General features: G+C 56.8%; 23 protein-coding genes and 1 tRNA gene. 16 read left to right on the top strand and 8 right to left on the bottom strand.

Annotated features, from left to right (window positions below):
• Positions 1 to 227 precede the first annotated feature (227 nt).
• The 12 genes from thrS to R9B85_RS22255 all read left to right on the top strand — a co-directional run bounded on the left by thrS (position 228) and on the right by R9B85_RS22255 (position 11,113).
• A complete protein-coding gene (gene thrS / locus R9B85_RS22200) occupies positions 228 to 2,150 on the top strand; it encodes a threonine--tRNA ligase (protein ID WP_085622146.1) in 1,923 nt (640 codons plus the stop codon).
• Positions 2,150 to 2,701, top strand: coding sequence for a translation initiation factor IF-3 (infC, locus tag R9B85_RS22205; protein ID WP_177328455.1), 552 nt, complete (start codon positions 2,150 to 2,152; stop codon positions 2,699 to 2,701). The genes thrS and infC overlap by 1 nt, the downstream gene beginning before the upstream one ends.
• A gap of 62 nt (positions 2,702 to 2,763) precedes the next feature.
• Entirely contained in the window at positions 2,764 to 2,958 is a 195-nt protein-coding gene (rpmI, locus tag R9B85_RS22210) for a 50S ribosomal protein L35 (RefSeq protein ID WP_003250667.1), read from the top strand.
• A 27-nt stretch (positions 2,959 to 2,985) separates the two neighbouring features.
• Entirely contained in the window at positions 2,986 to 3,342 is a 357-nt protein-coding gene (gene rplT / locus R9B85_RS22215) for a 50S ribosomal protein L20 (RefSeq protein WP_003250671.1), read from the top strand.
• Positions 3,343 to 3,451: 109 nt separating this feature from the next.
• Positions 3,452 to 4,468 carry a phenylalanine--tRNA ligase subunit alpha gene (pheS, locus tag R9B85_RS22220; protein WP_112252431.1) on the top strand — a complete coding sequence of 339 codons (1,017 nt, stop codon included), beginning with the start codon at positions 3,452 to 3,454 and terminating at the stop codon, positions 4,466 to 4,468.
• 33 nt (positions 4,469 to 4,501) lie between these two features.
• Positions 4,502 to 6,883, top strand: coding sequence for a phenylalanine--tRNA ligase subunit beta (gene pheT, locus R9B85_RS22225; RefSeq protein WP_313853973.1), 2,382 nt, complete (start codon positions 4,502 to 4,504; stop codon positions 6,881 to 6,883).
• A gap of 4 nt (positions 6,884 to 6,887) precedes the next feature.
• Complete coding sequence (gene ihfA / locus R9B85_RS22230) at positions 6,888 to 7,190, top strand: integration host factor subunit alpha (protein WP_003250679.1); 303 nt, start codon at positions 6,888 to 6,890, stop codon at positions 7,188 to 7,190.
• Entirely contained in the window at positions 7,171 to 7,527 is a 357-nt protein-coding gene (locus R9B85_RS22235) for a MerR family transcriptional regulator (RefSeq protein WP_003250681.1), read from the top strand. Before ihfA ends, R9B85_RS22235 begins: the two co-directional genes overlap by 20 nt.
• A gap of 100 nt (positions 7,528 to 7,627) precedes the next feature.
• Positions 7,628 to 7,704 (top strand) — tRNA-Pro (locus R9B85_RS22240).
• Between the two features lie 725 nt (positions 7,705 to 8,429).
• Positions 8,430 to 9,602: a DNA cytosine methyltransferase gene (locus R9B85_RS22245; RefSeq protein ID WP_423770567.1), complete on the top strand. Its 1,173-nt coding sequence runs from the start codon at positions 8,430 to 8,432 to the stop codon at positions 9,600 to 9,602.
• The gene (locus tag R9B85_RS22250) at positions 9,599 to 10,249 is read left to right on the top strand and encodes an Eco29kI family restriction endonuclease (RefSeq protein WP_423770568.1); all 651 of its coding nucleotides are present in this window, start codon (positions 9,599 to 9,601) and stop codon (positions 10,247 to 10,249) included. Before R9B85_RS22245 ends, R9B85_RS22250 begins: the two co-directional genes overlap by 4 nt.
• 96 nt (positions 10,250 to 10,345) lie before the next feature.
• The gene (locus R9B85_RS22255; protein WP_326433575.1) at positions 10,346 to 11,113 is read left to right on the top strand and encodes a GIY-YIG nuclease family protein; all 768 of its coding nucleotides are present in this window, start codon (positions 10,346 to 10,348) and stop codon (positions 11,111 to 11,113) included.
• Here the strand turns inward: R9B85_RS22255 and R9B85_RS22260 are convergent.
• The 3 genes from R9B85_RS22260 to R9B85_RS22270 all read right to left on the bottom strand — a co-directional run bounded on the left by R9B85_RS22260 (position 11,094) and on the right by R9B85_RS22270 (position 16,387).
• Positions 11,094 to 11,525, bottom strand: a complete 432-nt coding sequence (locus tag R9B85_RS22260; RefSeq protein ID WP_326433576.1) for a DNA mismatch endonuclease Vsr — start codon at positions 11,523 to 11,525, stop codon at positions 11,094 to 11,096. The two genes, R9B85_RS22255 and R9B85_RS22260, sit on opposite strands and share 20 nt — an antisense overlap.
• 858 nt (positions 11,526 to 12,383) lie before the next feature.
• Positions 12,384 to 14,516 carry a Z1 domain-containing protein gene (locus tag R9B85_RS22265; protein ID WP_423770569.1) on the bottom strand — a complete coding sequence of 711 codons (2,133 nt, stop codon included), beginning with the start codon at positions 14,514 to 14,516 and terminating at the stop codon, positions 12,384 to 12,386.
• 959 nt (positions 14,517 to 15,475) lie between these two features.
• Positions 15,476 to 16,387, bottom strand: coding sequence for an HNH endonuclease (locus R9B85_RS22270; RefSeq protein ID WP_423770570.1), 912 nt, complete (start codon positions 16,385 to 16,387; stop codon positions 15,476 to 15,478).
• A gap of 249 nt (positions 16,388 to 16,636) precedes the next feature.
• Between R9B85_RS22270 and R9B85_RS22275 the strand changes: the two genes are divergently transcribed.
• Entirely contained in the window at positions 16,637 to 17,164 is a 528-nt protein-coding gene (locus tag R9B85_RS22275; RefSeq protein ID WP_423770571.1) for a GNAT family N-acetyltransferase, read from the top strand.
• A 118-nt stretch (positions 17,165 to 17,282) separates the two neighbouring features.
• Here the strand turns inward: R9B85_RS22275 and R9B85_RS22280 are convergent, their stop codons facing one another.
• A complete protein-coding gene (locus tag R9B85_RS22280) occupies positions 17,283 to 17,546 on the bottom strand; it encodes a DUF3077 domain-containing protein (protein WP_003250694.1) in 264 nt (87 codons plus the stop codon).
• 165 nt (positions 17,547 to 17,711) lie between these two features.
• Positions 17,712 to 17,954 (bottom strand): hypothetical protein, encoded by a 243-nt coding sequence (locus tag R9B85_RS22285; RefSeq protein ID WP_133971371.1) that lies wholly within the window; start codon positions 17,952 to 17,954, stop codon positions 17,712 to 17,714.
• A gap of 532 nt (positions 17,955 to 18,486) precedes the next feature.
• Between R9B85_RS22285 and R9B85_RS22290 the strand changes: the two genes are divergently transcribed.
• Both R9B85_RS22290 and R9B85_RS22295 read left to right on the top strand, forming a co-directional pair.
• On the top strand, positions 18,487 to 19,149 hold the full coding sequence (locus R9B85_RS22290) for an HD domain-containing protein (protein WP_423770572.1): 663 nt from the start codon (positions 18,487 to 18,489) through the stop codon (positions 19,147 to 19,149).
• 69 nt (positions 19,150 to 19,218) lie between these two features.
• Positions 19,219 to 20,013, top strand: coding sequence for an NYN domain-containing protein (locus R9B85_RS22295; RefSeq protein WP_423770573.1), 795 nt, complete (start codon positions 19,219 to 19,221; stop codon positions 20,011 to 20,013).
• 51 nt (positions 20,014 to 20,064) lie between these two features.
• On the opposite strand, the gene R9B85_RS22300 is transcribed toward R9B85_RS22295, so the two are convergent.
• Positions 20,065 to 21,102 (bottom strand): sensor domain-containing diguanylate cyclase, encoded by a 1,038-nt coding sequence (locus tag R9B85_RS22300; protein ID WP_423770574.1) that lies wholly within the window; start codon positions 21,100 to 21,102, stop codon positions 20,065 to 20,067.
• A 203-nt stretch (positions 21,103 to 21,305) separates the two neighbouring features.
• Here R9B85_RS22300 and glsB point away from each other — a divergent pair, with 203 nt between their 5' ends.
• On the top strand, positions 21,306 to 22,214 hold the full coding sequence (gene glsB / locus R9B85_RS22305) for a glutaminase B (protein WP_423770575.1): 909 nt from the start codon (positions 21,306 to 21,308) through the stop codon (positions 22,212 to 22,214).
• Between the two features lie 48 nt (positions 22,215 to 22,262).
• On the opposite strand, the gene R9B85_RS22310 is transcribed toward glsB, so the two are convergent.
• On the bottom strand, positions 22,263 to 22,985 hold the full coding sequence (locus R9B85_RS22310; protein WP_112253803.1) for a FadR/GntR family transcriptional regulator: 723 nt from the start codon (positions 22,983 to 22,985) through the stop codon (positions 22,263 to 22,265).
• Between the two features lie 546 nt (positions 22,986 to 23,531).
• Complete coding sequence (locus tag R9B85_RS22315; protein WP_215521179.1) at positions 23,532 to 25,265, bottom strand: IlvD/Edd family dehydratase; 1,734 nt, start codon at positions 25,263 to 25,265, stop codon at positions 23,532 to 23,534.
• Between the last annotated feature and the right edge of the window lie 52 nt (positions 25,266 to 25,317).

The following is a 25,317-nucleotide window of genomic DNA, read 5'->3' on the forward strand; positions in this document are numbered from 1 at the left end:
CTGCGCCCGCGCACCCTGCGTGCTAGCATGCTCGGCTTGCGGTTGCGCCGTTGCGCGCCGCAGCTATCTTTTTTCTCCCCAGTCACTCTGGTTCGTCCCTCGCAAGCCGAAAGGCTTCTGCCACTGTGAGGCAGGCTTCCTTTGCGGGAAGGCAGGTCGGATCTTGTACTGGCTCATCCCAACCCACGTGACCTTTGGTAGGGGTCACCACTAGGAGAGGAGGCGCCATGCCCGTTATTACTCTTCCCGATGGCAGTCAACGTTCGTTCGATCATGCCGTATCCGTAGCCGAAGTCGCCGCTTCCATCGGCGCCGGCCTGGCCAAGGCCACCGTGGCCGGCAAGGTCGACGGCAAACTGGTCGATGCCTGCGACCTGATCAGCAACGACGCCACCCTGCAGATCATCACCCCTAAAGATGAAGAGGGACTGGAGATCATCCGTCACTCGTGCGCCCACCTGGTCGGCCACGCGGTGAAACAGCTGTACCCGACCGCCAAGATGGTGATCGGCCCGGTCATCGACGAAGGCTTCTATTACGACATCGCCTACGAGCGCCCCTTCACCCCTGAAGACATGGCCGCCATCGAAAAGCGCATGATGGAGCTGATCGACAAGGACTACGACGTCATCAAGAAGGTGACCCCGCGCGCCGAAGTCATCGACGTGTTCAAGGCCCGTGGCGAAGACTACAAGCTGCGCCTGGTCGAAGACATGCCGGACGAGCAGGCCATGGGCCTGTACTACCACGAAGAATACGTCGACATGTGCCGTGGCCCGCACGTGCCGAACACCCGCTTCCTCAAGGCATTCAAGCTGACCAAGCTGTCCGGCGCCTACTGGCGCGGTGATGCCAAGAACGAACAGCTGCAACGCGTGTACGGCACCGCCTGGGCCGACAAGAAGCAGCTGGCTGCGTACATCCAGCGCATCGAAGAAGCCGAAAAACGCGACCACCGCAAGATCGGCAAGCAGCTCGACCTGTTCCACCTGCAGGAAGAAGCCCCGGGCATGGTGTTCTGGCACGCCAACGGCTGGACCGTGTACCAGGTTCTCGAGCAGTACATGCGCCAGGTCCAGCGCGTCAACGGCTACCAGGAAATCAAGACCCCGCAGGTTGTCGACCGTATTCTCTGGGAGCGTTCCGGCCACTGGTCCAACTACGCCGAGAACATGTTCACCACTTCGTCGGAAAGCCGTGACTACGCGGTAAAACCGATGAACTGCCCGTGCCACGTGCAGGTGTTCAACCAGGGCCTGAAGAGCTACCGCGACCTGCCGCTGCGCCTGGCCGAGTTCGGTGCCTGCCACCGTAACGAGCCGTCCGGCGCCCTGCACGGCATCATGCGCGTGCGTGGCTTCGTGCAGGACGACGCGCACATCTTCTGCACCGAAGAACAGGTGAAGAAAGAAGCCGCCGACTTCATCAAGCTGACCCTGGACGTGTACAAGGACTTCGGCTTCACCGACATCGCCATGAAGCTGTCGACCCGCCCGGCCAAGCGCGTGGGTTCCGAAGAGCTGTGGGATCGTGCCGAAGGCGCGCTGGCCGACGCCTTGAACGAATCGGGCCTGGAGTGGGAATACCAGCCGGGCGAGGGCGCCTTCTACGGCCCGAAGATCGAGTTCACCCTGCGCGACTGCCTCGGCCGTAACTGGCAGTGCGGTACCCTGCAGTACGACCCGAACCTGCCAGAACGCCTGGATGCCAGCTATATCGCCGAAGATAACAGCCGTGTTCGCCCGGTCATGCTGCACCGCGCCATCCTCGGCTCGTTCGAGCGCTTCATCGGCATGCTGATCGAGCACTACGCCGGCGTGTTCCCGGCCTGGCTGGCACCTACCCAGGCGGTGATCATGAACATCACCGACAAGCAGGCCGATTTCGCCCTCGAGGTGGAAAATACCCTGAACGGTAGCGGTTTCCGTGCCAAGTCGGACTTGAGAAATGAGAAGATCGGCTTTAAAATCCGCGAGCATACTTTGCTCAAGGTCCCGTACCTTTTGGTTATAGGGGATCGCGAAGTCGAAACACGAACCGTTGCTGTGCGTACTCGCGAAGGCGCAGACCTGGGCTCCATGCCCGTCGCCCAGTTCGCTGAGCTCCTGACACAAGCGGTTTCCCGGCGTGGACGCCAAGAATCGGAGTAATGACTATTAAGCGTGAAATGAGAAACGATAAGCGTGCTGTACCGAAGGCCCCGATCAACGAGAATATCTCGGCCCGCGAGGTTCGGTTAATTGGCGCTGATGGCGAGCAGGTTGGCATCGTCTCGATTGATGAAGCGCTTCGTATCGCTGAAGAAGCGAAGCTGGATCTGGTGGAGATCTCTGCAGACGCGGTACCGCCTGTCTGCAAGGTGATGGACTACGGCAAGCACCTCTTCGAGAAGAAGAAGCAGGCCAACGAAGCCAAGAAGAACCAGAAGCAGATCCAGATCAAAGAAATCAAGTTTCGTCCAGGGACGGAAGAAGGGGATTACCAGGTAAAACTACGCAACCTGGTACGTTTCCTTACCGATGGGGACAAGGCCAAGATCTCTCTGAGATTCCGTGGCCGTGAGATGGCCCACCAGGAGCTGGGCATGGAGCTGTTGAAGCGGGTCGAAGCTGACCTCGCCGAATACGGCTCCGTTGAGCAGCATCCGAAGATGGAAGGACGCCAGCTTATGATGGTCATCGCCCCCAAAAAGAAGAAGTAATCTCCCGGGCACGGCAGGCCTGATGATTATTGTGTAATTTTTATCGAATGCGGAGTTCCAACATGCCAAAAATGAAAACCAAGAGCGGTGCTGCGAAGCGCTTCCTGAAGACCGCTTCCGGCTTCAAGCACAAGCACGCTTTCAAGAGCCACATCCTGACCAAAATGTCGACCAAGCGTAAGCGTCAACTGCGCGGTGCCAGCCTGCTGCACCCGTCTGACGTGGCAAAAGTCGAGCGCATGCTGCGCGTACGTTAATTCTGGTTTAGATAGAGGAAGTTACTCATGGCTCGTGTTAAGCGTGGCGTCATCGCTCGTAAGCGTCACAAGAAAATTCTGAAACTGGCTAAAGGCTACTACGGTGCACGCTCGCGCGTATTCCGCGTTGCCAAGCAGGCTGTCATCAAGGCTGGTCAATATGCCTACCGTGACCGTCGTCAGAAGAAGCGTCAGTTCCGCGCACTGTGGATCGCTCGTATCAACGCCGGTGCCCGCACCAACGGTCTGTCCTACAGCCGTCTGATTGCTGGCCTGAAAAAGGCTTCGATCGAAATCGACCGTAAGGTTCTGGCCGATCTGGCAGTGAACGAAAAAGCGGCGTTTGCTGCGATTGTCGAGAAAGCTAAAGCCGTTCTGGCTTAAGTACCCGCGACAATCACCCGGCGGCGCTAGCGCCGTCGGGCATTGAACGTCATCGATAGGGGAAGAGCCTTCAAAGCTCTTCCCCTATTTTCGTATCTGGAGTCTGTACATGGAAAACCTGGATGCGTTGGTCTCCCAAGCCCTAGAGGCCGTGGAGCGCGCTGAAGACATCAATACCCTGGAACAGATCCGGGTTAACTATCTCGGCAAGAAAGGCGAGCTGACCCAGGTGATGAAGACCCTGGGCAACCTGCCAGCCGAAGAGCGGCCGAAAGTCGGCGCGCTGATCAACGACGCCAAAGAGCGCGTCACCGTTGTGCTCAATGCCCGCAAGGCCGCCTTCGAAGAAGCAGAGCTCAGCGCTCGCCTGGCTGCCGAATGCATTGACGTCACCCTGCCAGGCCGCGGCCAGGCCACCGGTGGCCTGCACCCGATCACCCGTACACTCGAGCGCATCGAGCAGTTCTTCACCCATATCGGCTACGGCATTGCCGAAGGCCCAGAGGTGGAAGACGACTACCACAACTTCGAAGCGCTCAATATCCCCGGCCACCACCCGGCCCGGGCGATGCACGACACCTTCTACTTCAATGCCAACATGCTGCTGCGCACCCACACCTCGCCGGTGCAGGTGCGGACCATGGAGTCCAGCCAGCCGCCAATCCGCATTGTCTGCCCGGGCCGCGTATACCGCTGCGACTCGGACATTACCCACTCGCCGATGTTCCACCAGGTCGAAGGCCTGCTGATCGACCGCGATATCAACTTCGCCGACCTCAAGGGCACCATCGAAGAATTCCTGCGCGTGTTCTTCGAAAAAGAACTGGCGGTACGTTTCCGCCCATCGTTCTTCCCCTTCACCGAGCCGTCTGCCGAAGTCGACATCCAGTGCGTGATGTGTTCCGGCAAAGGCTGCCGCGTGTGCAAGCAGACCGGCTGGCTGGAAGTGATGGGCTGCGGCATGGTGCACCCGAACGTGCTGCGCATGTCTGGCATCGACCCTGAAGAGTTCCAGGGCTTCGCCTTCGGCATGGGCGCCGAGCGCCTGGCCATGCTGCGCTACGGCGTCAACGATTTGCGTCTGTTCTTCGACAACGACCTGCGCTTCCTCGCGCAATTCCGCTAGGTCAATGCCCGACGCAACTTTCAGGAGAACAGCATGAAATTCAGTGAACAGTGGCTGCGCGGTTGGGTAAACCCGCAAGTCTCCCGTGACGAACTGGTCGCCCGCCTGTCCATGGCCGGCCTTGAAGTCGACAGCGTTACCCCCGCTGCCGGCCAGTTCAGCGGCATCGTCGTGGGCGAAATCCTCGCCACCGAACAACACCCGGACGCCGACAAGCTGCGCGTGTGCCAGGTAAGCAACGGCCAGGAAACCTTCCAGGTCGTGTGCGGCGCCCCTAACGCCCGCCCTGGCATCAAGATTCCGTTCGCCATGATCGGCGCCGAACTGCCAGGCGACTTCAAGATCAAGAAGGCCAAGCTGCGTGGCGTCGAGTCCTTCGGCATGCTGTGCTCGGCTGCCGAGCTGCAAATCAGCGAAGAGAACGACGGCCTGCTGGAACTGGCTGCCGACGCCCCGGTTGGCGAAGACATTCGCCAATACCTGAGCCTGGACGACGCCAGCATCGAAATCGGCCTCACCCCTAACCGCGGCGACTGCCTGTCCATCGCCGGCCTGGCCCGCGACGTCAGCGCCCTGTACGACACCCCGGTCACCCGCCCGGTAGTGCCAGCCGTAGCGGCTGCCCACGACGAAGTGCGCCCGGTCGAAGTCAGCGCCCCGGCTGCCTGCCCACGCTACCTGGGCCGCGTCATCCGCAACGTCGACCTCAGCAAGCCGACCCCACTGTGGATGGTCGAGCGCCTGCGCCGCAGCGACGTGCGCAGCATCGACGCAGCCGTCGACATCACCAACTACGTGATGCTCGAACTCGGCCAGCCGATGCACGCCTTCGACCTGGCAGAAATCAACGGCGGCATCCGCGTACGCATGGCTGAAGAGGGCGAGAAGCTCGTCCTGCTCGACGGCCAGGAAGTGGCCCTGCGCGCCGACACCCTGGTCATCGCCGACCACACCCGCGCCCTGGCCATCGCCGGCGTCATGGGTGGCGAGCACAGCGGTGTGAACACCGAGAAAACCCGCGACCTGTTCCTGGAAAGCGCCTTCTTCGAGCCGATTTCCGTTGCCGGTAAAGCCCGTTCCTACGGCCTGCACACCGACGCCTCGCACCGCTACGAGCGCGGCGTAGACTCGCAGCTGGCCCGCGAAGCCATGGAGCGCGCCACCCAGCTGCTGCTGGACATCGTCGGCGGCGAAGCCGGCCCGGTGGTCGAAGCCGTCAGTGAACAGCACCTGCCGCAAGTGGCCCCGGTCACCCTGCGCGCCGAACGCATCACCCAGATGCTCGGCATGGAAATGGACCCCGCCCAGGTCGAGCAGCTGCTCAACGCCTTGGAGCTGACCACCACCAACAGTGGGGAAGGGCAGTGGACGGTCAACGTGCCGAGCCACCGCTTCGACATCAGCCTGGAAGTGGACCTGATCGAAGAGCTGGCCCGCCTGTACGGCTACAACAACCTGCCGGTTCGCTACCCGCAAGCCCGCCTGGCGCCGAAAGGCAAGCCGGAAACCCGCGGTGACCTGCCGACCCTGCGCCGCCTGCTGGTTGCCCGCGGCTACCAGGAAGCCATCACCTACAGCTTCATCGACCCGAAACTGTTCGAACTGTTCAGCCCGGGCGTAGAGCCGCTGCTGCTGGCCAACCCCATCTCCAGCGACATGGCCGCCATGCGCGCGTCCCTGTGGCCGGGCCTGGTCAAGGCACTGCAGCACAACCTGAACCGCCAGCAAGACCGCGTACGCCTGTTCGAAAGCGGCCTGCGCTTCGTCGGCCAGCTCGGCGACCTGCAGCAGCAGCCAATGATCGCCGGCGTTGTCACCGGCAGCCGCCTGCCAGAAGGCTGGGCCAATGGCCGCGACGGCATTGACTTCTTCGACGTCAAAGCCGACGTGGAAGCCCTGCTGGGCTACTCTGGCGCCCTGAGCGACTTCACCTTCAGCGCAGGCAAGCACCCAGCCCTGCACCCAGGCCAGACCGCCGCCATCGAGCGTGACGGCAAGCTGGTCGGCTACCTCGGCGCCATCCACCCAGAGCTGGCCAAAGCTCTGGACCTGGACCGCCCGGTGTTCCTGTTCGAGCTGGTGTTGGGTGATGTGGTCGAAGGCCGCCTGCCGAAATTCAGCGAGCTGTCCAAGTTCCCGGAAACCCGTCGTGACCTGGCTTTGATCGCAGGACGTGATGTAGCTTCTAGCGCGGTGCTTGAAGTAATTCGTGACAATGCAGGCGAATGGCTTACAGACCTCAGGCTGTTTGACGTCTACCAAGGTAAAGGTATTGATCCTGATAGAAAAAGCCTTGCCGTTGGCTTGACCTGGCAGCATCCATCGCGCACTCTTAACGACGATGAGGTGAACACTACCCTGCAAAACATCCTCACCTCGCTCGAACAAAGGTTGAACACCACGTTAAGGAAATAACGGCATGGGTGCTCTGACGAAAGCTGAGATGGCCGAAAGGCTGTACGAGGAGCTGGGGCTTAACAAGCGTGAGGCCAAGGAGCTGGTCGAGCTGTTTTTTGAAGAAATTCGGCACGCACTTGAAGAGAACGAGCAGGTCAAGCTGTCCGGTTTCGGCAACTTCGACCTTCGCGACAAACGCCAGCGGCCGGGCCGCAACCCCAAGACAGGGGAAGAAATCCCGATCACCGCACGGCGCGTCGTCACCTTTCGTCCAGGGCAGAAGTTGAAGGCCCGGGTTGAGGCCTATGCTGGAACCAAGCCATAACGACGAACTGCCCCCCATACCGGGCAAAAGGTACTTCACCATTGGTGAGGTGAGTGAGCTTTGTGCGGTAAAACCGCACGTGCTGCGGTATTGGGAGCAGGAGTTCGATCAGCTCAATCCCGTGAAGCGGCGGGGGAACCGGCGGTATTATCAGCGGCAGGATGTGCTGATGATTCGCCAGATCCGCGCGCTGCTTTATGACCAGGGGTTCACCATTGGCGGGGCTCGGTTGAGGCTTTCCAGTGATGAGGCCAAGGATGAGTCTAGCCAGTACAAGCAGCTGATTCGGCAGATGATTGTTGAATTGGAGGATGTGTTGGTGGTGTTGAAGAAGTGACCTGGGTTTTTGATGAGTGAAATTTTTTGAGAAAAAGCTTTCATTTATCAGGAGGTTAGGGTAGATTCTTCATCGTTCTCAGAGGTTATGAGAATGTAGTCGGGGCGTAGCGCAGCCCGGTAGCGCACTTGCATGGGGTGCAAGGGGTCGAGTGTTCGAATCACTCCGTCCCGACCAAAAATCCCTAAAAATCCAGTCACTTAACAGGGCTGGATTTTTTTTGGCTTACCGTTTTATATTGTATTGATGTTCGCTCTGTTTTCCCCGCTGATGAACTCAATCATGAGTCGTGCAGGAAGGGTAAAGGCCTGCCTCTAATCAGCAATAACGTAGAGATCTCGATGGCTTCCTCTATCGTCATAGATAATGACGATGGCTGCTACAAACTATCTTTCGGTGGCCTGTTCGTTAGTTAAGCAGGCCATCTACGCTGTCGGCTGATTTCCTCAGTAAGCAGAAAAGCGGTCGCCAGCATGGCGGAGGGGTGGGGCCAGTTGTTTGAGCGCTACTGAGATGGCTATCGGTCAGCCTGGGTCCGTAGAGTGAGTCCTCTGCAGGGAGTCACATTATTTGTTGTCGCCAGAGATGTTATTGGGCATAAAAATATCTATGCAAGTCTGGAGCAGCGGTGTTTCCGCAACCTCTTCCAAAGTCTTTATTGGCCTGTTGAGTGTTAGGGAATTGACGCATCACTTGGCACCCATATTGCGGTCGCTACGAGGTTTCGCCCAGTTTTCTGGCTCATGTTTAGGTGCTGGAAAGCCCCGCCCTTCAATATTCATCTGGGGGAAATGGGTGCGCTGGCGCTAAATTTTTGCTAGTATCCTGTACATTATTACAGTGTTTCTGGGGGCGGTCCGATGAGATCAGTTGAGCTATTCGCGGGCGCGGGTGGCCTGGCCATGGGATGCGAGATCGCAGGGTTTGAGCATCTCGCGGTTGTGGAATGGGATAAGTGGGCCTGTGACACGGTGAGGGAGAACCAGCGGCGCGGGTATCCGCTGCTAGCTAGCTGGAACCTTCATGAGGGAGATGTTCGTGCGTTCGATTGGGGCTCGGTTCCCCTGGGCATCGAGCTATTGGCCGGTGGTCCTCCATGCCAACCGTTCTCTATTGGTGGAAAGCACAAGGCTCAGTCCGATAAGCGGGATATGTTCCCCGCGACGGTTGAGGTGATTCGGCGGCTCAAGCCGAAGGCATTCATTGTGGAGAACGTAAAGGGGCTCACTCGCGCGACCTTTGCTAATTATTTTCACTACATCCAGCTCCAGTTGGAGTTTCCCGAGTTACCACCAATCGGTGACGAGGACTGGAGCGAGCACCTCAAGCGTTTGCAGGAAGAGAGAACCTCCGGTACAAGCAAGGGAAGTGGATTGACTTACAACGTCGTGCCAACCCTAGTGAACGCCGCCAACTATGGCGTTCCACAGAAGCGTGAGCGGGTATTCCTTGTCGGTTTTCGTGATGACCTTGGTGTAGAGTGGTCATTCCCTAAGCCTACGCATAGCTACGATGCCTTGTTGCATGATCAGTGGGTCACAGGTGAATATTGGCGGCGTCATGGCCTAACGGTACCGGAAGTACCGGCCAAGCTGGCCGGCCGCGTCGAGAAGCTTCGGCAAGTGAAAATGCCGCTGACCACGTTGCCATGGCGTACCGTCAGGGATGCCATTCATGACTTGCCAGATCCTCGGTCGCGCGCGGCCGCAAAGATCCCTAGTCATCAATTCCAAGACGGTGCGAGGGTGTATCCCGGGCACACGGGCAGTCCCTTGGACCTGCCGGCGAAGACCCTCAAGGCGGGGGATCATGGTGTTCCCGGCGGTGAAAACATGCTGGTCCGGGATGACGGCACCGTTCGTTACTTCACTGTGCGCGAAAGTGCGCGAATCCAAACCTTTCCGGATGGGTTCAGGTTCCACGGCAGCTGGACAGAGACCATGCGCCAATTGGGGAATGCGGTTCCGGTGCTGCTGGCGCAACGCGTCGCCTCGAGCGTTGCGGAGAGTTTGGCGTTCGCGGAGCTGGGCAAATTGAGAAAAACAAATACGTTCAGGGGAAGGGCGACCGCGTGACGGGAAAGGTAATTCCATTCAATCCGCTGGACAAAAAGAATCTGGGCGCGAGTGTCGCCGAAGCATTGTTGACCAAAGAGGTTCATCCTCTCGGGGATATGCCGGTATTCGAGGGGGCGGGGATTTACGCCATTTACTACACCGGTAATTTTGCGCCCTATGCTCAGGTTACTCGGCTCAACAGTGATGGGAAGTTTATGCTGCCCATTTATGTAGGTAAGGCCGTTCCTCCTGGGGCGCGCATGGGCGCAGGCCAGGACCTCTTAGCGGGTAAGGTGTTGCACAAGCGTCTCAAGGAGCACGCCGAAAGCATCAAAGCCGCCGAGAACTTGGACATCAATGATTTCTGCTGCCGCTTCCTAGTAGTGGACGACATTTGGATCCCGCTCGGCGAGTCTCTGATCATTGCCCGCTTCACTCCAGTGTGGAACTCGCTAATTGATGGCTTTGGTAACCACAATCCCGGCAAGGGGCGTCACGCAGGTATGCGTCCCCGATGGGACGTTCTGCACCCCGGGCGCGAGTGGGCCTTGCGCTTGGCTGATCGTCCGGAGACCCAGGCGCAGATTGCCCAGGATGCCGAAACTTATCTTCGGGTGCTGCCGGCATGCCTTTCCGGGCAGTTCATCGAGGCTGAAGGTGAATAGCTCTATTGCACGTAAGCACCGGCTATACGCTCACCCACCGCTTCAAGACGCCAATCGAGGCGCGCAGTTCTTTTGAGTGGGGGAAGTCAAAGAGGCATGGAGTTTTTCAAAGATCTGGAGTTTGATCTGCCTTCTGCGCTGTTGGCGCAATTGGTGGACTTGTTCGGCTGCATGAAGCCAGGGCCGCTCAATGAGGAGGCAGTGCTGAGTGTCCCGGAGGGGCAGGGAGTTTACCAGCTACTTTTTAATGGCGAGCTGGTCTATGTGGGGAAGACCGATGCGAAAGACGGCCTAAGGCAACGACTGCTGCGGCATGCTAAAAAAATTTGTTTTCGCCGTAACCTGCATCAGAGCCAAGTGACATTCAAGGCTATACGGGTCTATGTGTTCACCCCGATGGACCTTGAGGATCTACTCATTAAGCATTACCGCGATTGCAAAATTCCACTCGCGTGGAACCTGAGCGGTTTTGGATCTAACGATCCAGGTAGGAAACGCGATCATTCAGAAATCAAAGCCATACACTTCGATAGCATGTATCCCATTGATCTTGACTGTGAAGCGAGTATCAGTCCGGCAGAGGGTGGCTGCAGTGTAGCTGAAGTGTTAATGCGCTTGAAGGAGCAATTGGCTTACACGATTAGGTTTCAGAATAAGGGTGGGAAATCCAGGGAGCCTCATTCTGATCTTAAGCAAGCGATGGTGCAATTGCACTCTGCTAGGCACAGCGTTCTAAGTATTTTGCGGCAGGTTAAGAAGGCTCTGGGTGAGGAGTGGCAAATCACGGCTCTGCCGGGCTATGTGATCATCTACAGAGAACGAGCGATTTACTCTCACGGAACTATTATTGAAGCGGCCGAGTAGTGGCATCCGAAAGGAATGATTTCAAACGTTGCGTCAGCTTATTCTGGTCTCGTAGTTCACACTCCCAGACCACTAGCGTGTCCCAACCGGCCTCATGGAGCTTTCGTATGTTGATTTCGTCGCGTACTCTATTGCTCTCAAGCTTCGCCAACCAGAACTCCTGATTTGACTTAGGGATTCGAGCCAGAGCACAGTCCTTATGGCGATGCCAAAAGCATCCATGTACGAAGATAATCTTTCGCTTGCGAGAGAACACTAGATCCGGTTTGCCGGGTAGCTTGGTGTCGTGCAGTCGATAGCGAAACCCGAAACCATGTACCAACCGCCGAACAACCATCTCGGGGCGCGTGTTCTTGTCCTTTACTAGGGACATGATACGGCTGCGTTCGTTGGAGCTGATGGAGTCCATCATCGTATATTCGCGTTTATTCAGCGTTGCTATATTTTTAATCTGATTACTAGCACTGGTTGAGCTGGAGAATCTGCTTAATTTGCTGGCGTCACAAAGAGTCAGTCTTCCAACGAGTTGTGCTCTACATGGTACAATAATTGCTTCGAGAGAATAGCTCGCAAGTTATGCAGTTAAATCTACATCGGCTTTGGTCGGGCAGATAGCATTAGGTCGCTTGAGATCATGTTGTGATTCATTGCTTGGGGTAAGAAAATATAGATACCTTCCAGTATAGGCTACAGCGTACAACCTGCCAGGGATTGGCGGTCTGCATTTTCAATATATTATTTCATTAGCGCTCAGGCTTTTATGGTTTTTTTGATTTGCAGTGGATCATAACTTGGGTGTTGGCTTTCAGTGAAGTTTCGTGGTTTTTTTTGGGTGACTTTCTTATCTCAATAGTGCAGGTGTAGTTGGCTGGAGAATTATACTGAGAAGTACATCGCTGCTGGGGCGCATGAGAGCAAGGGGCAGTGTTCGAGTTGCTCCATTACGACCATAATAAAAAGCTCGATAATCTCGGGGGTCTTGTGTCTTTGAAGTGCCTGATGGTCAGATGCTCTCAATAGGTTTTAGATGGTAGTGTTGTTTTTAAGGCCGAAGCCATGAATTGTTTGTAACTGTGGGGCTAGTACTTGGAAGAGGAGTTTGGTGTTGGTAGGTATTCTGCTGTTAGAAGGATTGCAATGCTAAAGGCTTTTCCGCATGTGGGAGCAAGACATTGCGTCAGTCAGGGCGCACTGCACCCTTAGACTAGCAGAGCTAGTGTATTATTTCAGTTGCAAAATATAAAAACCGCCAGTCTGGCGGTTTTTTATATCATTTAGAGCTTTTTCCTGCAAAGATACAGGATTTGGCCTGAGGTGGGCTAGCTAGCATAGGCCACCAAAATGGGCCTCCATTCCAGCCCAATGTACTACCGCCTTTCTGTTGGAGAAGGATTAATGCTGGTGCGCATCGAGTTGGTTCTTTTACAATTGTCCTAAGCTTTTCTGTACCTAGAATGGAAAGACCAGAGCGATCGCCCGATCTGCCTTTGTCCAGCTCCCTGCCAGTCTCTGCAAGAATCAACACGTCAGTTTTGAATTTTTCGCAATAGTATGTTAGCAGTCCTTTCATCGCTTCCCAGTTGAAGGGTACTGGGCTATCAAAAATTAAAGATTCTGCAGTGAGCTCTATTATCTTGACGGCCGTCTCAAGCGGAACTCTTGAGAAGGTCTGGCTGTTTGTGCACTCAATTGGAATGAGTTTTGTTACTTCGTTCGTAAGCTTCTCCAGCTTTTTACCTGCGGCAGTGTTGAAGTTTGTTGGTAGTAGGATGTTGTTAGGTCGGACTGATGTGGTGTCACTTAGATATAGCTTGTTAGGAGCGCAAGGGGTTACGCCACCCTTTGCGTCATCTTGAATAAATACAACACCACCCTCGTAAGCATCTAGTTCAAATGCTTCTCTCAGTGCGGTTTCCAGGTCGTGAATTACGTTCAAGCGTGCATAGACCGCGCTGGAGGTATAAAAGCGGGTAACCGCTATATCTGAAATTGGGCGAGCGCCGTACATGCGAGAGTGTTGAAGTACCGTGTCAGCTTGCATTCGTGTGGGGTTTCTTCCGTAATAGAATGCTAGTAAGTTTGGTACGGTGATTCCGCGGTCTAGAATGCTGCCGCCTATGAACACGTTTGCCTTAGTTCGTAGTTTTAATTCGGCTGTTTCGGCGTCAAGTAATGGCTCTAACTCGACGTCGGAGTTGACTCTCTGGATATTTATTTCTCCATCTTTTATGAGTGTTAGGGTGTTGGCATATGCTTCTTTGAGTGAAGGTAGTCGATCGCCATTCGCTTCAATGGAGCGTCTTAGGTCGCTATATGCTTCCTCGAATAGACTCTTAAGTCGTTTATCATTTGCTATTGCAGCTTCTTCAAAGGCGATTTTGAGCTTGTTGACCGTTTCCCACTGCCACTTGTGTGCGGCCCGTTGAGTATCGTTGTGTATTATCATTGCATACTTTTGAGGTTGCTGCTCTAGATCCTGCTGTTGCCAGCGCCGGACTGAAACTGCAAGAATAAAAGTCATCAAACTTAAGCGGAGAGCCTTGATGTTTTCACTTGTCCATATGCGGTCGTCACGTATCACTCGACCATCAATTGATCGTAGTGCGTCTTGCTCCTTGGTAGATACCTCTACGTATAAGTAGTTTCTTGGGTTATCCGGTCCGTGGCCACCAAAATAATCATCCCCGCCAATATAGGCGTCGTGAATTGGGAGCAACTCAGTAAACGCGGGTCGCTTCGGGTAGTATACTTCGTTGGACTTTCTAGTGTCTGCGTAGTCTTCAGGCTGCAGATAAAGTGCATATGGAGTTGCGGTGACTTGTAAGAACGAAATCTTTTTTATGCTGTGGCGCAGCTGATCCATTTGCGTGGCAATGGTTCCTTGCTCTACTTTTTTTGTGCCCTTGATTTTAGAAAAGCGGATGCTTGCCATGTCCGCTTCATCATCCACCAACAATACTCTCCTTTTTTTTAGTTCGGGGTACTTGGTGTCGAAAAATTCTTGAATTCTAGTAAGGTTTTGTGCTTGTTTTTTTGCAACGATAATGATTTTTCTTTTGAGCTCGGATCGTGTTAATGGCTCTGGTGCAGACATAATATCAAAGAGAATCATTTCGTCGTTATCAATGAATTCTTTGAAGTCTCTACCAATGCGCTTTACTGTTTGTTTTGCTAAGGTCTTTGTGCCCTTGGTTAGAACTATGGTGATATCAAAGTCCTTGTCAAAAGATCGTGCTATTATTCCTAAGAATGCGCGTGTTTTACCCGATTGTATTTTTCCCAGCAACATTCCAGGTTTATTTGGTGTGGTCGCAGTTTCTAACTGATTTACTACACTTTCAATACATCTCTGGAGAGGTTCATCGTCATTCCTGGTGTCGCGGAGGCGCGGGTAGAAACTCATAGTGTACATCCTCGAATTTTTTGGAGGCTGTTAAAAATGCGTTACATTGCTCTCTCTGTGGTGCGTCATGGCTATGAGCCATTAGTCGCATTTTCGTTCATGAATCAGCGGTTGTCTAGTAATTTGTTATGACTCGTATCATGAAAAATACTTATGATGTCACAAAAAAGTTAAACAATTCCCTACATGCTGACTAAATTAAGCCAGTAAATCCTTATCCGAGTAATCTTTCGTGGCTTTGTCTAGGTGCTTCATGCTTTGGAGCATTTTTCATGCGGTTGAAAATGCGTTCGATATGGTGTGCTGTTCAATTTTTGATCGGTGAGCCTTTGGGAGACGAGCTCGAATATGTGCTTCATCTTAGAAAGTGACGCGGTAGATTATGATTGGTGCAACTCGTTTAGCGGTGTGCATCTTAGGCTTTGGTAGTGTGACTTCGAGTATTTTTTTATAAATCATAAGGTTAATTGGGTGGGCCACGTATCTTCCGCGTGGCAGGTTTGAGCTTCGGCGTTGTAGCACTTGTCGGCGAGCAGCCATTTGCAGCGTTTGCTCGAGTGGCCACGATGGCTCGATGGGATACTGAAATCTTTCAGCAGTGGTTGAGCGTAGCTGATGTCACTCACTGGACCGCCAGAGAGGGGAAAGCGCAACGGTGTGCCATAGGTAACGTAGAGCATATTGATTTTGGTGGCAGGCCCCCCGACTGTGGCCTAGGACGTGATCGTAGCCTCGTCCGACTCCCTGTCTCCGGCGCCTGAATAGGCTCTGGTTGCGCGTATAGCTATTGAGTCAATCATCCAGGTCTGCAGGAAGGCTAAAGCTTCTCTATATCGGCAAGCGCATTGAACAGTTTTCCTGGTAAAGCTGATGATTTAGTGCGTGGAGCCGGCTTCACCGCGTTCGTAGAAGCGCCCAGTTCACAGTGGCTAATTCTGCAATTCGCTCCCGGCTGAGTCCTAACGATTGGCAATAGTGTTGAACCTAAATTCAAGCGCCCGGCGACTCGGGTGCTCGGCCTCATTCTCTGGTAAATACAGCGATCGACCTTCGATTGATACATATTCGCTACTCCTCAGCACCTCGGAAATCTCGATACGCAAATCATCTGGGTTAACCCACAGCAACCCTAAGTCGAATAGGGTATGCACATCAGCTCTGAGCAATAGGCCATTGGAGACGATGTTCGTTTCGTCGCCAAGGTAGGGATGTATATGAGCGGCTTCCAGCACCTGCTGTAACGAGCAGGCCGTGATGGCACATCGTCCTTGATAGGCCTTGAGCAATTGCTTTCTGAATTGAGGCTGACCGCGCCGACGGACGATGGACGCTACTGTGCGTGTGCGTGCATCACTAAGATCTCCGGGGCTGAACTCACCTTGATTGCTGAACTGTTGCTCGATCTTGGCTGACAGCGCTTCATCAGCCGTAGTCTGCTTGCGACTCAATACAAAGGAGGTAGGAGTACTGCCAGAATGTCTTTCGTAGGTGAAGATCCCTTCATATTTGAAGCCGGCGTGTGGGTATTCGTACTTTGCTTTCCGATAGAAAAGCAGTAGCTCAAGACCGCGTTTGCGGTGATCCGAAATGAGCGCATCGGTTCGCCCCATGCGTTGGCCTTGCATGTGGAGGGTATCGCCTTCCAGCGCATCTACGTACTGCGTTCTATCGGATGTCTTATGCTCGGTAATGAACAGCCAAACGGAGTCGAATCCCTTAGGTCGAAATATGCCGGTGTTGAGCGTGGCATCCTTTATGTCGAAAAGAACCCTAAGATCCTCTCGTGTATAGATGGCGCCTGGCTCCAACCGCTCCGATACCAAAAGCCCGTGCGGTTTTATGTTTGGCGTTGGGGTGATTGGAGGGGTCACGGGTGGCTTCCTTGCGTGTGGCGTAGGCGAAGGGCTGATACTCGCTTTCGCCTCTCTTAGATATGCCCAACACCTTACTTCCTTCAGACTAAATGCGGAAGAGCGTAGGAAAATTCCGTTTGGTGTGTAGGTCTAAGCCGAAGTCGACCGAGCTATGAAGTAGAGGTGGGCTTGCTACGAAGTGAAAGGCGGCGTAACCCTTGCAGCCGGTCTCTAGCTGACGGGAGGAAAACAAATGGAGGTACCATCGTGTTTGTTCGCCCCATAGCCGCACATGAATGGCGGCTTTATCGGAGTCTGCGTTTGCGGGCACTGCGAGAGTCACCGGATGCGTTCTCAAGTACCTACGAGCGTGAGGCAACTCGAAGCGAAGATGATTGGGAAGCCCGTGTCTCAGCTGTAGCAACCTCCACCAGCGCACAGGCTTTTTTGGCTTTTCAGCACGCCGAGCCTTGTGGCTTGGTTTGGTGCAGCTCATCAGAAGCTGAGCCAGCTGTCGTCGAGGTTTTTCAGATGTGGGTAGACCCCGTCTCACGCGGTGCTGGAGCCGGTCGGGCTCTGCTGGCAAGAGCTATTGTTTGGGCTGAAGGTCGAGGGGCGCAACGTATACGCTTGGGCGTGACGATCGCAGATGCCCCGGCGATGCGCCTTTATAGGTCAAACGGGTTTTGTGACATCGGCTTGCCGGAACCATTGCGCCAAGGTTCTTCTTTGAGCTCTCAGTCGATGGAACTGAACCTAGGTTTACGCTCTGGTACTGATAGCCCAGCTCGATAGCTGCCGTGACTGTGTTGTGGTGACGAGCGGTGAGGCGAGGATACATAGTCGCATGGTTTCGGCAGGAGAAAAGCCTTCAGAGATTTCTGAAGGCGGCTCTGAGTAACGAGTAGGCGCTTCAGCGCATCATGCCCAGCTCGGCATCATCCATCAGCGCCTTAGCCAATGCGCAGAGGTAATGTGAGGCCCAGATCAGCTGAGGCTTGTCTTCCATCAAGCCGTCCAGGGTCATATCCCGTGCGTAGCCCATAAGCTCCGAGGCCTGTTCGCGGGCGCTCTGGCAGGGGATGCCTGCTTCGATGCGGAACAGCGGATGGGTCTGGTTTTCACCTTGGTAGAAGGTGGTTTTGCCGACGGTGAATTTGGTTTCTTCTGTGGACATTGTTCAATCTCCCCGAAATCTCTAGTGCCTGGTCTGGCCTCATCGCCGGCAAGCCAGCTCCCACAGGTACTGCACAGGTCTCGAGATCTGTGGCGCAGCTCAGATCTATGTAGGAGCCCGGCTTGCCGGCGATAGGGGCAGCCCAGGCGACATATCAATGAAGCCTTAGTGCAAGGTCCTGGGCTCGGTGGGCATCTGCACCTGGACTATTGCGGACTCAAGCAAAGCCCGCAGCGTCTCCAGCTCATGCATCGAAGCCATCATCAGAATCGACGCGGGCGACTTGGGCTGCAGCAGTATTGCCTGATGTACGACGGTCGCAGCGCATAGCGCGTAGTCCGTGGCTTGGATCAGGGTGTCTTCGAGGGTTTGGAGTGTATGGGGTGGATCAGGAACTATTTTTAGCATCGTACTGTGTTCTCGGTGGGGCCACCGCCAGCCCGCTGTCAAACGGAAAGGTGGCAGCTGTACATGGGTTGACAGACCGGCGAACACAGAAACCGGCGCACGCGAGCGTGCCCCATGCACAACCGCCATAAACGGGTATGCACTGTGTATCGTCGCGGCCTGTCAAAGCCGGTCGTTGATATGCAACGACGGACCGAGACTAGAACGGTGAAAAAACGACCGCAACGAAAAACACGGTTGGGGAGTATCTTTGGGAAATGGCCTACAAGGAAGGGGTTAATTCTGACTTTTTTCGCCCATTCACCTTCACACCACGCAACGCCGGCTGCTCTGTTAACGGTTTGTGGCTCTCAAAAAGCTTTCCACTCACGAATCCCTGTATCCAGTTATGTCGCGATGCCAACAAACGACCCAGCATGGACTTTCACCACTCAAGCCCTGAAACTGACCCGCTCGCATCTGGGTCGTGGCAGGTCATGGGCCTGCCCCCTGACAACGGGCGCCAAGTGACAGCCAATGGAATGCACCAACGATGACTATCGAAGCTTTTGCCCCTTTCCCGCGCTTTGCCGCTGACCTACTGAAGTACTTGCCAGCCGACCAGCAGGACGGCTCTCACGACCTGTCCCACATCCATCGCGTATGGGTCAACGCACAACGAATACAGCGCGTAGAAGGCGGCGACCTGGAAGTGCTGCTTGCAGCGACTGTGCTGCATGATTGTGTCGCGGTAGAAAAGAACTCGTCCTTGCGTGGGCAAGCGTCAACGCTGTCCGCACAAAGGGCGGCGTCAATCCTGGCTGATATGGGCTGGCCCTTGCAGCGCATCGAGCAGGTGGCGCATGCAATCAAAACCCACAGCTACTCGGCTGGCTTCGAACCACGCACTCTTGAGGCCAGGATTCTTCAGGACAGCGATCGCCTGGACGCCATAGGTGCAGTGGGTATCGCCCGGTGTTTTTACGTTTCCGGGCGAATGGGGTCGGCGCTGTACGACTTCGTGAACCCCGCTGCGCTGGGGCGGGAATATCATGACAAGGCGTATACGGTCGAGCATTTTCATACCAAGCTGCTCAAGCTTGCGTCAGGGTTTAAAACTGCTGAAGGGGCTCGGCTGGCTGCTGAACGTCATGCTCGGCTTGAAGTGTTTCTGGCGGATTTCATGGATGAGATCGGAGCCAGCGGTGCAGGCTGAAGCGCGTGAGAAAAGGAGGAGATTTCTGGAACCGTTGACGATATGGTTGGTTCTTTTCAAGGACGGATCATGGCCACTTATAGCGCGAACCACTCACAGAAACACCTCGCTGTACTGATTGATGCCGACAATGCCCCGGCCGCCATCGTTGAGGGGCTGTTCGAGGAAATTGCCAAGTACGGTGTGGCGAGCGTGAAACGCATCTATGGCGACTGGACCGGCCCCCAACTGGGTGGCTGGAAAAAGGTACTTCTCGATCACTCCATTCAACCCATACAGCAATTCGCCTACACAAAAGGGAAGAACGCAACCGACAGCTCGTTGATCATCGATGCAATGGACCTGCTCTACACCCGACGCTTTGACGGTTTTTGCCTGGTTTCGAGCGACAGCGACTTCACTCGGCTAGCTTCGCGCATGCGTGAGGAAGGTCTGACCGTTTATGGGTTTGGGGAGGAAAAAACACCGAAACCATTCGTGGCTGCCTGCGACAAGTTTATCTACACCGAGCTTTTGCGGGAGGAGGTCTTGCCTTCTGGCAGCGAGGAAGTGGCAGGGGAGGTTGATGCTACTGCAGGGACTGGTAAGCCGAATACAGAAGTAGTCGCTCCTAAAAAGCCCAAAGCTCCAGTTAGCTTTATCAGCAAGATTCTGGACGATCTCGCTGACGAGGAGGGCTGGGCGAACCTGGGGGCGTTGGGTGCCAACATGACCAAGCTCCGACCTGAGTTCGATTCGCGCACGCATGGTTTCAAGAAGCTGAGCGATTTGATAAAGGGGCATCCACATGTATTCGAGCTGCAGGCGCGGCCGGTTTCAGGGGGCACGGCCGCACTTTACGTTCGCCACAAAACCTCCCGCTAGTTTCGGGCTGATGTGCAGAAGCAATACCGTACAGCCCGGATCGTGTCTGTCTCAGAGTGGCGGCGCTACATAGACAACCCGGTCACGCCCGTTCTGTTTGGCGGTATAAAGCCCCTTGTCGGCGCGTTCCAGTGCGTCATCCAGCGTTTCACCCTTGGCGAACAGGGTGCACCCGATGCTCAGGGTTACCTTCAACTGACCACAGGGCAACTGCATCGGGCTGGCACCCACCTGTTCGCGAATCCGCTCAGCAATCCTCGTCAGCTCTTCGCTGTCTTTAACATGCAAAACAGCGACAAACTCCTCACCTCCATGGCGCACCAGCAGGTCGTCGGGGCGCAGTGCTGCGCGCAGGCGACGGGCAGATTCGCAAAGCACTTTGTCACCGCCGCCATGGCCGTACTTGTCGTTGATGGATTTGAAGTGATCCAGGTCGGCATACACCGCACCCAGTTGTAAGCCGTTCACCTCCGCCAATCGCCGTTCATGCTCTTCAAACGCCGACAACGCGCCGCGGTTCCACAGTTGTGTCAAAGGGTCGAGCAGGGCTTTGCGTTGCTCGCGATCCATTTCAAGGCGCAAGTCGCGGTTTACCTGCGCCAGGGTGCGCAGCTGCAAGTATCCCTCGGCGAGCGTGGCCAGGTCCCTGAAGTTCGCTTGCTGAGCCTCGCTGAGCACGCGCGGGCGCGGGTCGAACATGCACAGCGTACCGATGGCTTTGCCGTTACCCGCGCGCAAGGGGTGGCCGGCGTAAAAGCGGATGAAGGGCGGGTTTAGCACCAGCGGGTTATCGACGAATCGCCCGTCGCACTTGGCGTCGGGCACCATCAGGGTACCCTCGCCGAGAATGGCGTAGCCGCAGAAGGAAACACTGCGCGTCGTTTCGCTTGCCTCCAGCCCGATGCGGGCCTTGAACCACTGTCGGTCCTGGTCGATCAGGCTGATAAGCACGGTATCCACGTGGGCCAGGTCCTGGGTGAGCCGCACCAGGGTATCGAGGTAATGCTCGGCTGGCGTGTCGACCAGGTTCATGTCATCGAGCGTGCGCTGGCGCAGCGCTTCGTCAGCGGGTAAGGGGCAAGCTGGCATCGTTGGTCCTCTGTTCCTTGGTTGGCGGCTTCTGCACCTGGCGGGGGCACGTTCGCTGTGTCGTCGAAACAAGCACAGCATAGGATATGGCGTGGTACACGGTCGGCCGGTCATTTCTTGCCAAGAGTGTGATTTCTTTCGCTCGATCTTCGTCAAGAATGCTACCCCTTAGCCGTCGTCTGGGGACTGATACAGGGCCTTCCATGCAAACGCTGTTGAACGAGATTCTCGAAGAAGTACGTCCCTTGATCGGCAAGGGCAAAGTGGCTGACTACATTCCTGCGCTGGCCGATGTGCCGGCGAACCAGCTGGGCATCGCGGTCTATGGCAACGATGGCAGCTATTACTGCGCAGGCGATGCCCTGGTGCCGTTCTCGGTGCAGAGTATTTCCAAGGTGTTCAGCCTGGTGCAGGCAATCGGCCACTCGGGGGAAGCCATTTGGGAGCGGCTTGGTCATGAGCCTTCCGGCCAGCCGTTCAACTCGCTGGTACAGCTGGAGTTCGAGCGGGGGCGGCCGCGTAATCCGTTTATCAATGCGGGGGCGTTGGTGATTTGCGATATCAACCAGTCGCGCTTTGCTGCACCTACGTTGTCGATGCGCGATTTCGTGCGGCGGCTTTCGGGCAACCCCCACATTGCGATCGATGCCCGTGTTGCGGATTCGGAGTATCAATTCCGCGCGCGTAACGCGGCCATGGCTTACCTGATGCAGTCGTTCGGCAACTTCGATAACGAGGTGGAGGCTGTGCTGCGTAGCTATTTCAGTTACTGCGCGCTGCAAATGAACTGCCTGGACCTGGCTCGGGCGTTCTGTTTCCTGGCCAATGATGGGTTCTGCAAGCACAGTGGTGAGCAGATTCTGACCCGGCGCCAGACCCAGCAGGTGAACTCGATCATGGCCACCAGTGGGCTGTATGACGAGGCAGGGAATTTCGCCTACCGGGTGGGGTTGCCAGGCAAGAGTGGTGTGGGGGGCGGGATTGTGGCCATCGTGCCGGGGCAGTTCACGGTGTGCGTGTGGTCGCCGGAGTTGAATGCGGCAGGTAACTCCCTGGCGGGGATGGCGGCGCTTGAGCTGCTGAGTTCGCGGATTGGGTGGTCGGTGTTCTGATCGGCGGGCTCACGCGGCGCAGTGGCTGAGGTGGGCCCGGATGGCTCCTCAGCTTGTCGGGTCCTGGCCCAGCACCTTGGCCAGGGCAACCCGGGCATCTTCCAGCTGTACCAGTGAGGCATGCCGCGCGCCCAGTGCGTCACCGTTCTGGATGGCGGTCAGAATCGCCTTGTGCCGGGGCAGGGCGAGTTCGTCGAAATTCGCCCGCTGGTTGGAGTAGCGCACCGACTCGCGCAGTGCCATCGACAGCATGTTGCACAGGTAGGCCAGCAGGTCGTTGTGGGTGGCGTCGGCGATGCGGGCGTGGAAGTCCAGGTCCGGCTGCAGGCGTTCTTCATGGCTGCGTGCGGCTTCCATGCGCTGGTAGGCCTCGGTGATCGAATCGACATCCTCGGCGCTGGCGTTGGTGGCGGCCAGCGCGGCGGCAGCGGGCTCGATGACCCAGCGTACGCTGCTCAGCATGTTGAAGAATTCCTGCTGTGGTGTGGCCTGCATCAGCCAGTGCAGTACATCCGGGTCGAGCATGTGCCAGTCATGACGGGGCCGGACCAGGGTGCCTACCCGCGGGCGGGCCTCGATCAGGCCCTTGGCGGTAAGGGCGCGCATCGCCTCGCGGAACACCGGCCGGCTGATCGCGTAGGCTTCGCACAGGCTGGCCTCGGAAGGCAGCTTCTGCCCGGGTGCGAGTTGGCCGGAGACGATCTGGACGCCAAGGTCCTGGACCAGGGTGGCGTGCATGCTCTTGCGCGTGGTGGGCTGGCGGTAGTTCATGTGGGGCGGGGCGGATCCTTCGGGCGGGGCAGCATCATAGCATTAGCGCGTCGACGCGGTGCATGGCACCGGCTTTGCCGGTGTTCGCGGCTAAAGCCGCTCCCACAGGTATAGCGTGAACCCGAAGCCCGCATAGTACCTGTGGGAGCGGGCATGCCCGCGAAGCAGGCGACGCGGTGGATGGCACCGGCTATGCCGGTGTTCGCGGCCACGGCCGCTCCCACAGGTATAGCGTGACCCCGAAGCCCGCATAGTACCTGTGGGAGCGGGTTTACCCGCGAAGCAGGCGACGCGGTGGATGGCACCGGCTACGCCGGTGTTCGCGGCCACGGCCGCTCCCACAGGTATAGCATGAACCCGAAGCCCGCATAGTACCTGTGGGAGCGGGTTTACCCGCGAAGCAGGCGACGCGGTGGATGGCACCGGCTTTGCCAGTGTTCGCGGCCACTCCCACAGGTACGGCGCAGGCCTCAAGACTTTCGCGGTCCCTGTGGGAGCCCGGCTTGCCGGCGATGGGCTGCGCAGCAGCCCCAATGACGTCAGGCCTTAGTGCGAGTGCTTGGGCACCGCCGCGCCGCGGCAACCGACCAGGAAGTCGAAGTCGCAACCTTCATCGGCCTGCATCACGTGGTCCAGGTACAGCCTGGCGTAACCACCGCTGATCAACTGCGGCGGGGCTTGCAGGTCAGCCAGCCGGCCAGCCAGCTCCTCGGCAGAAATGTCCAGATGCAGGCGGCCTTCCTTGCAATCGAGTTCGATCCAGTCACCTTCGCGTACGGCAGCCAATGGCCCGCCAGCTGCCGCTTCCGGCGCCACGTGCAGCACCACGGTGCCGTAGGCGGTGCCGCTCATGCGGGCATCGGAAATGCGCACCATGTCGGTCACCCCTTGGGCCAGCAGCTTGGCCGGCAGGCCCATGTTGCCGACCTCGGCCATGCCCGGGTAGCCCTTGGGCCCGCAGTGCTTCATCACCAGCACGGAACTTGCGTCCACATCCAGCTCGGGGTCGTTGATGCGTGCCTTGTAGTCGTCGAAGTTTTCGAACACCACGGCGCGGCCACGGTGCTGCATCAGCGCCGGGGTGGCGGCCGATGGCTTGAGCACCGCACCTTTGGGCGCCAGGTTGCCGCGCAGGATGCAGATGCCGCCATCGGCCACCAGCGGCTTGTCGATCGGGCGGATCACCTCTTCGTCATACAGCGGTGCGGTCTGGCAGTTGTCCCACAGGCTCTTGCCGTTGGCCGTCAGCGCGGCAGGGTTGGGCAGCAGGCCGTGTTCGCCCAGGCGGCGGATGACCGCAGGCAGGCCGCCGGCGTAGTAGAACTCTTCCATCAGGAAGCGGCCCGAGGGCTGCAGGTCGACCAGGGTCGGCGTGCCGCGGCCGATGCGGGTCCAGTCTTCCAGCTGCAGGTCCACGCCGATACGCCCGGCGATGGCTTTCAGGTGAATCACCGCGTTGGTCGAGCCACCGATGGCGGCGTTGACGCGGATGGCGTTCTCGAAGGCTTCGCGGGTGAGGATTTTCGACAGGCGCAGGTCTTCGCGCACCATGTCGACAATGCGCATGCCCGACAGGTGGGCCAGCACGTAGCGGCGCGCATCCACCGCCGGGATGGCAGCGTTGTGCGGCAGCGAGGTGCCCAGCGCTTCGGCCATGCAGGCCATGGTCGAGGCGGTGCCCATGGTGTTGCAGGTACCCGCCGAGCGCGACATGCCGGCTTCGGCCGAGAGGAACTCGTTGAGGTCGATCTGGCCGGCCTTGTAGGCCTCGTGCATCTGCCAGACGATGGTGCCGGCACCGATGTCCTTGCCTTTGTGCTTGCCGTTGAGCATCGGGCCACCGGTAACCACGATCGCCGGCACGTCACAGCTCGCCGCGCCCATCAGCAGCGCCGGGGTGGTCTTGTCACAGCCGGTCAGCAGCACCACGGCGTCCACAGGGTTGCCACGGATCGCTTCCTCCACATCCATGCTCGCCAGGTTGCGGGTGAGCATGGCGGTGGGGCGCAGGTTGGACTCGCCGCTGGAGAACACCGGGAACTCCACCGGGAAGCCGCCAGCCTCCAGCACGCCCTTCTTGACGTGCTCGGCAATCTTGCGGAAGTGCGCGTTGCACGGGGTCAGCTCCGACCAGGTGTTGCAGATGCCGATGATCGGCTTGCCCTGGAATTCGTGGTCCGGAATACCCTGATTTTTCATCCAGCTGCGGTACATGAAACCGTTCTTGTCGGCGGTGCCGAACCATTGGGCGGAGCGCAGTGGGCGTTTGTTATCAGACATGGGAACACCTAATTAGTATTACTATTTGTCGTTGTGCGGTCGACTGTACTGA

Origin of the sequence: Pseudomonas sp. NLJ1, from assembly GCF_049486705.1 — a bacterium.
Taxonomy (GTDB): domain Bacteria; phylum Pseudomonadota; class Gammaproteobacteria; order Pseudomonadales; family Pseudomonadaceae; genus Aquipseudomonas; species Aquipseudomonas inefficax.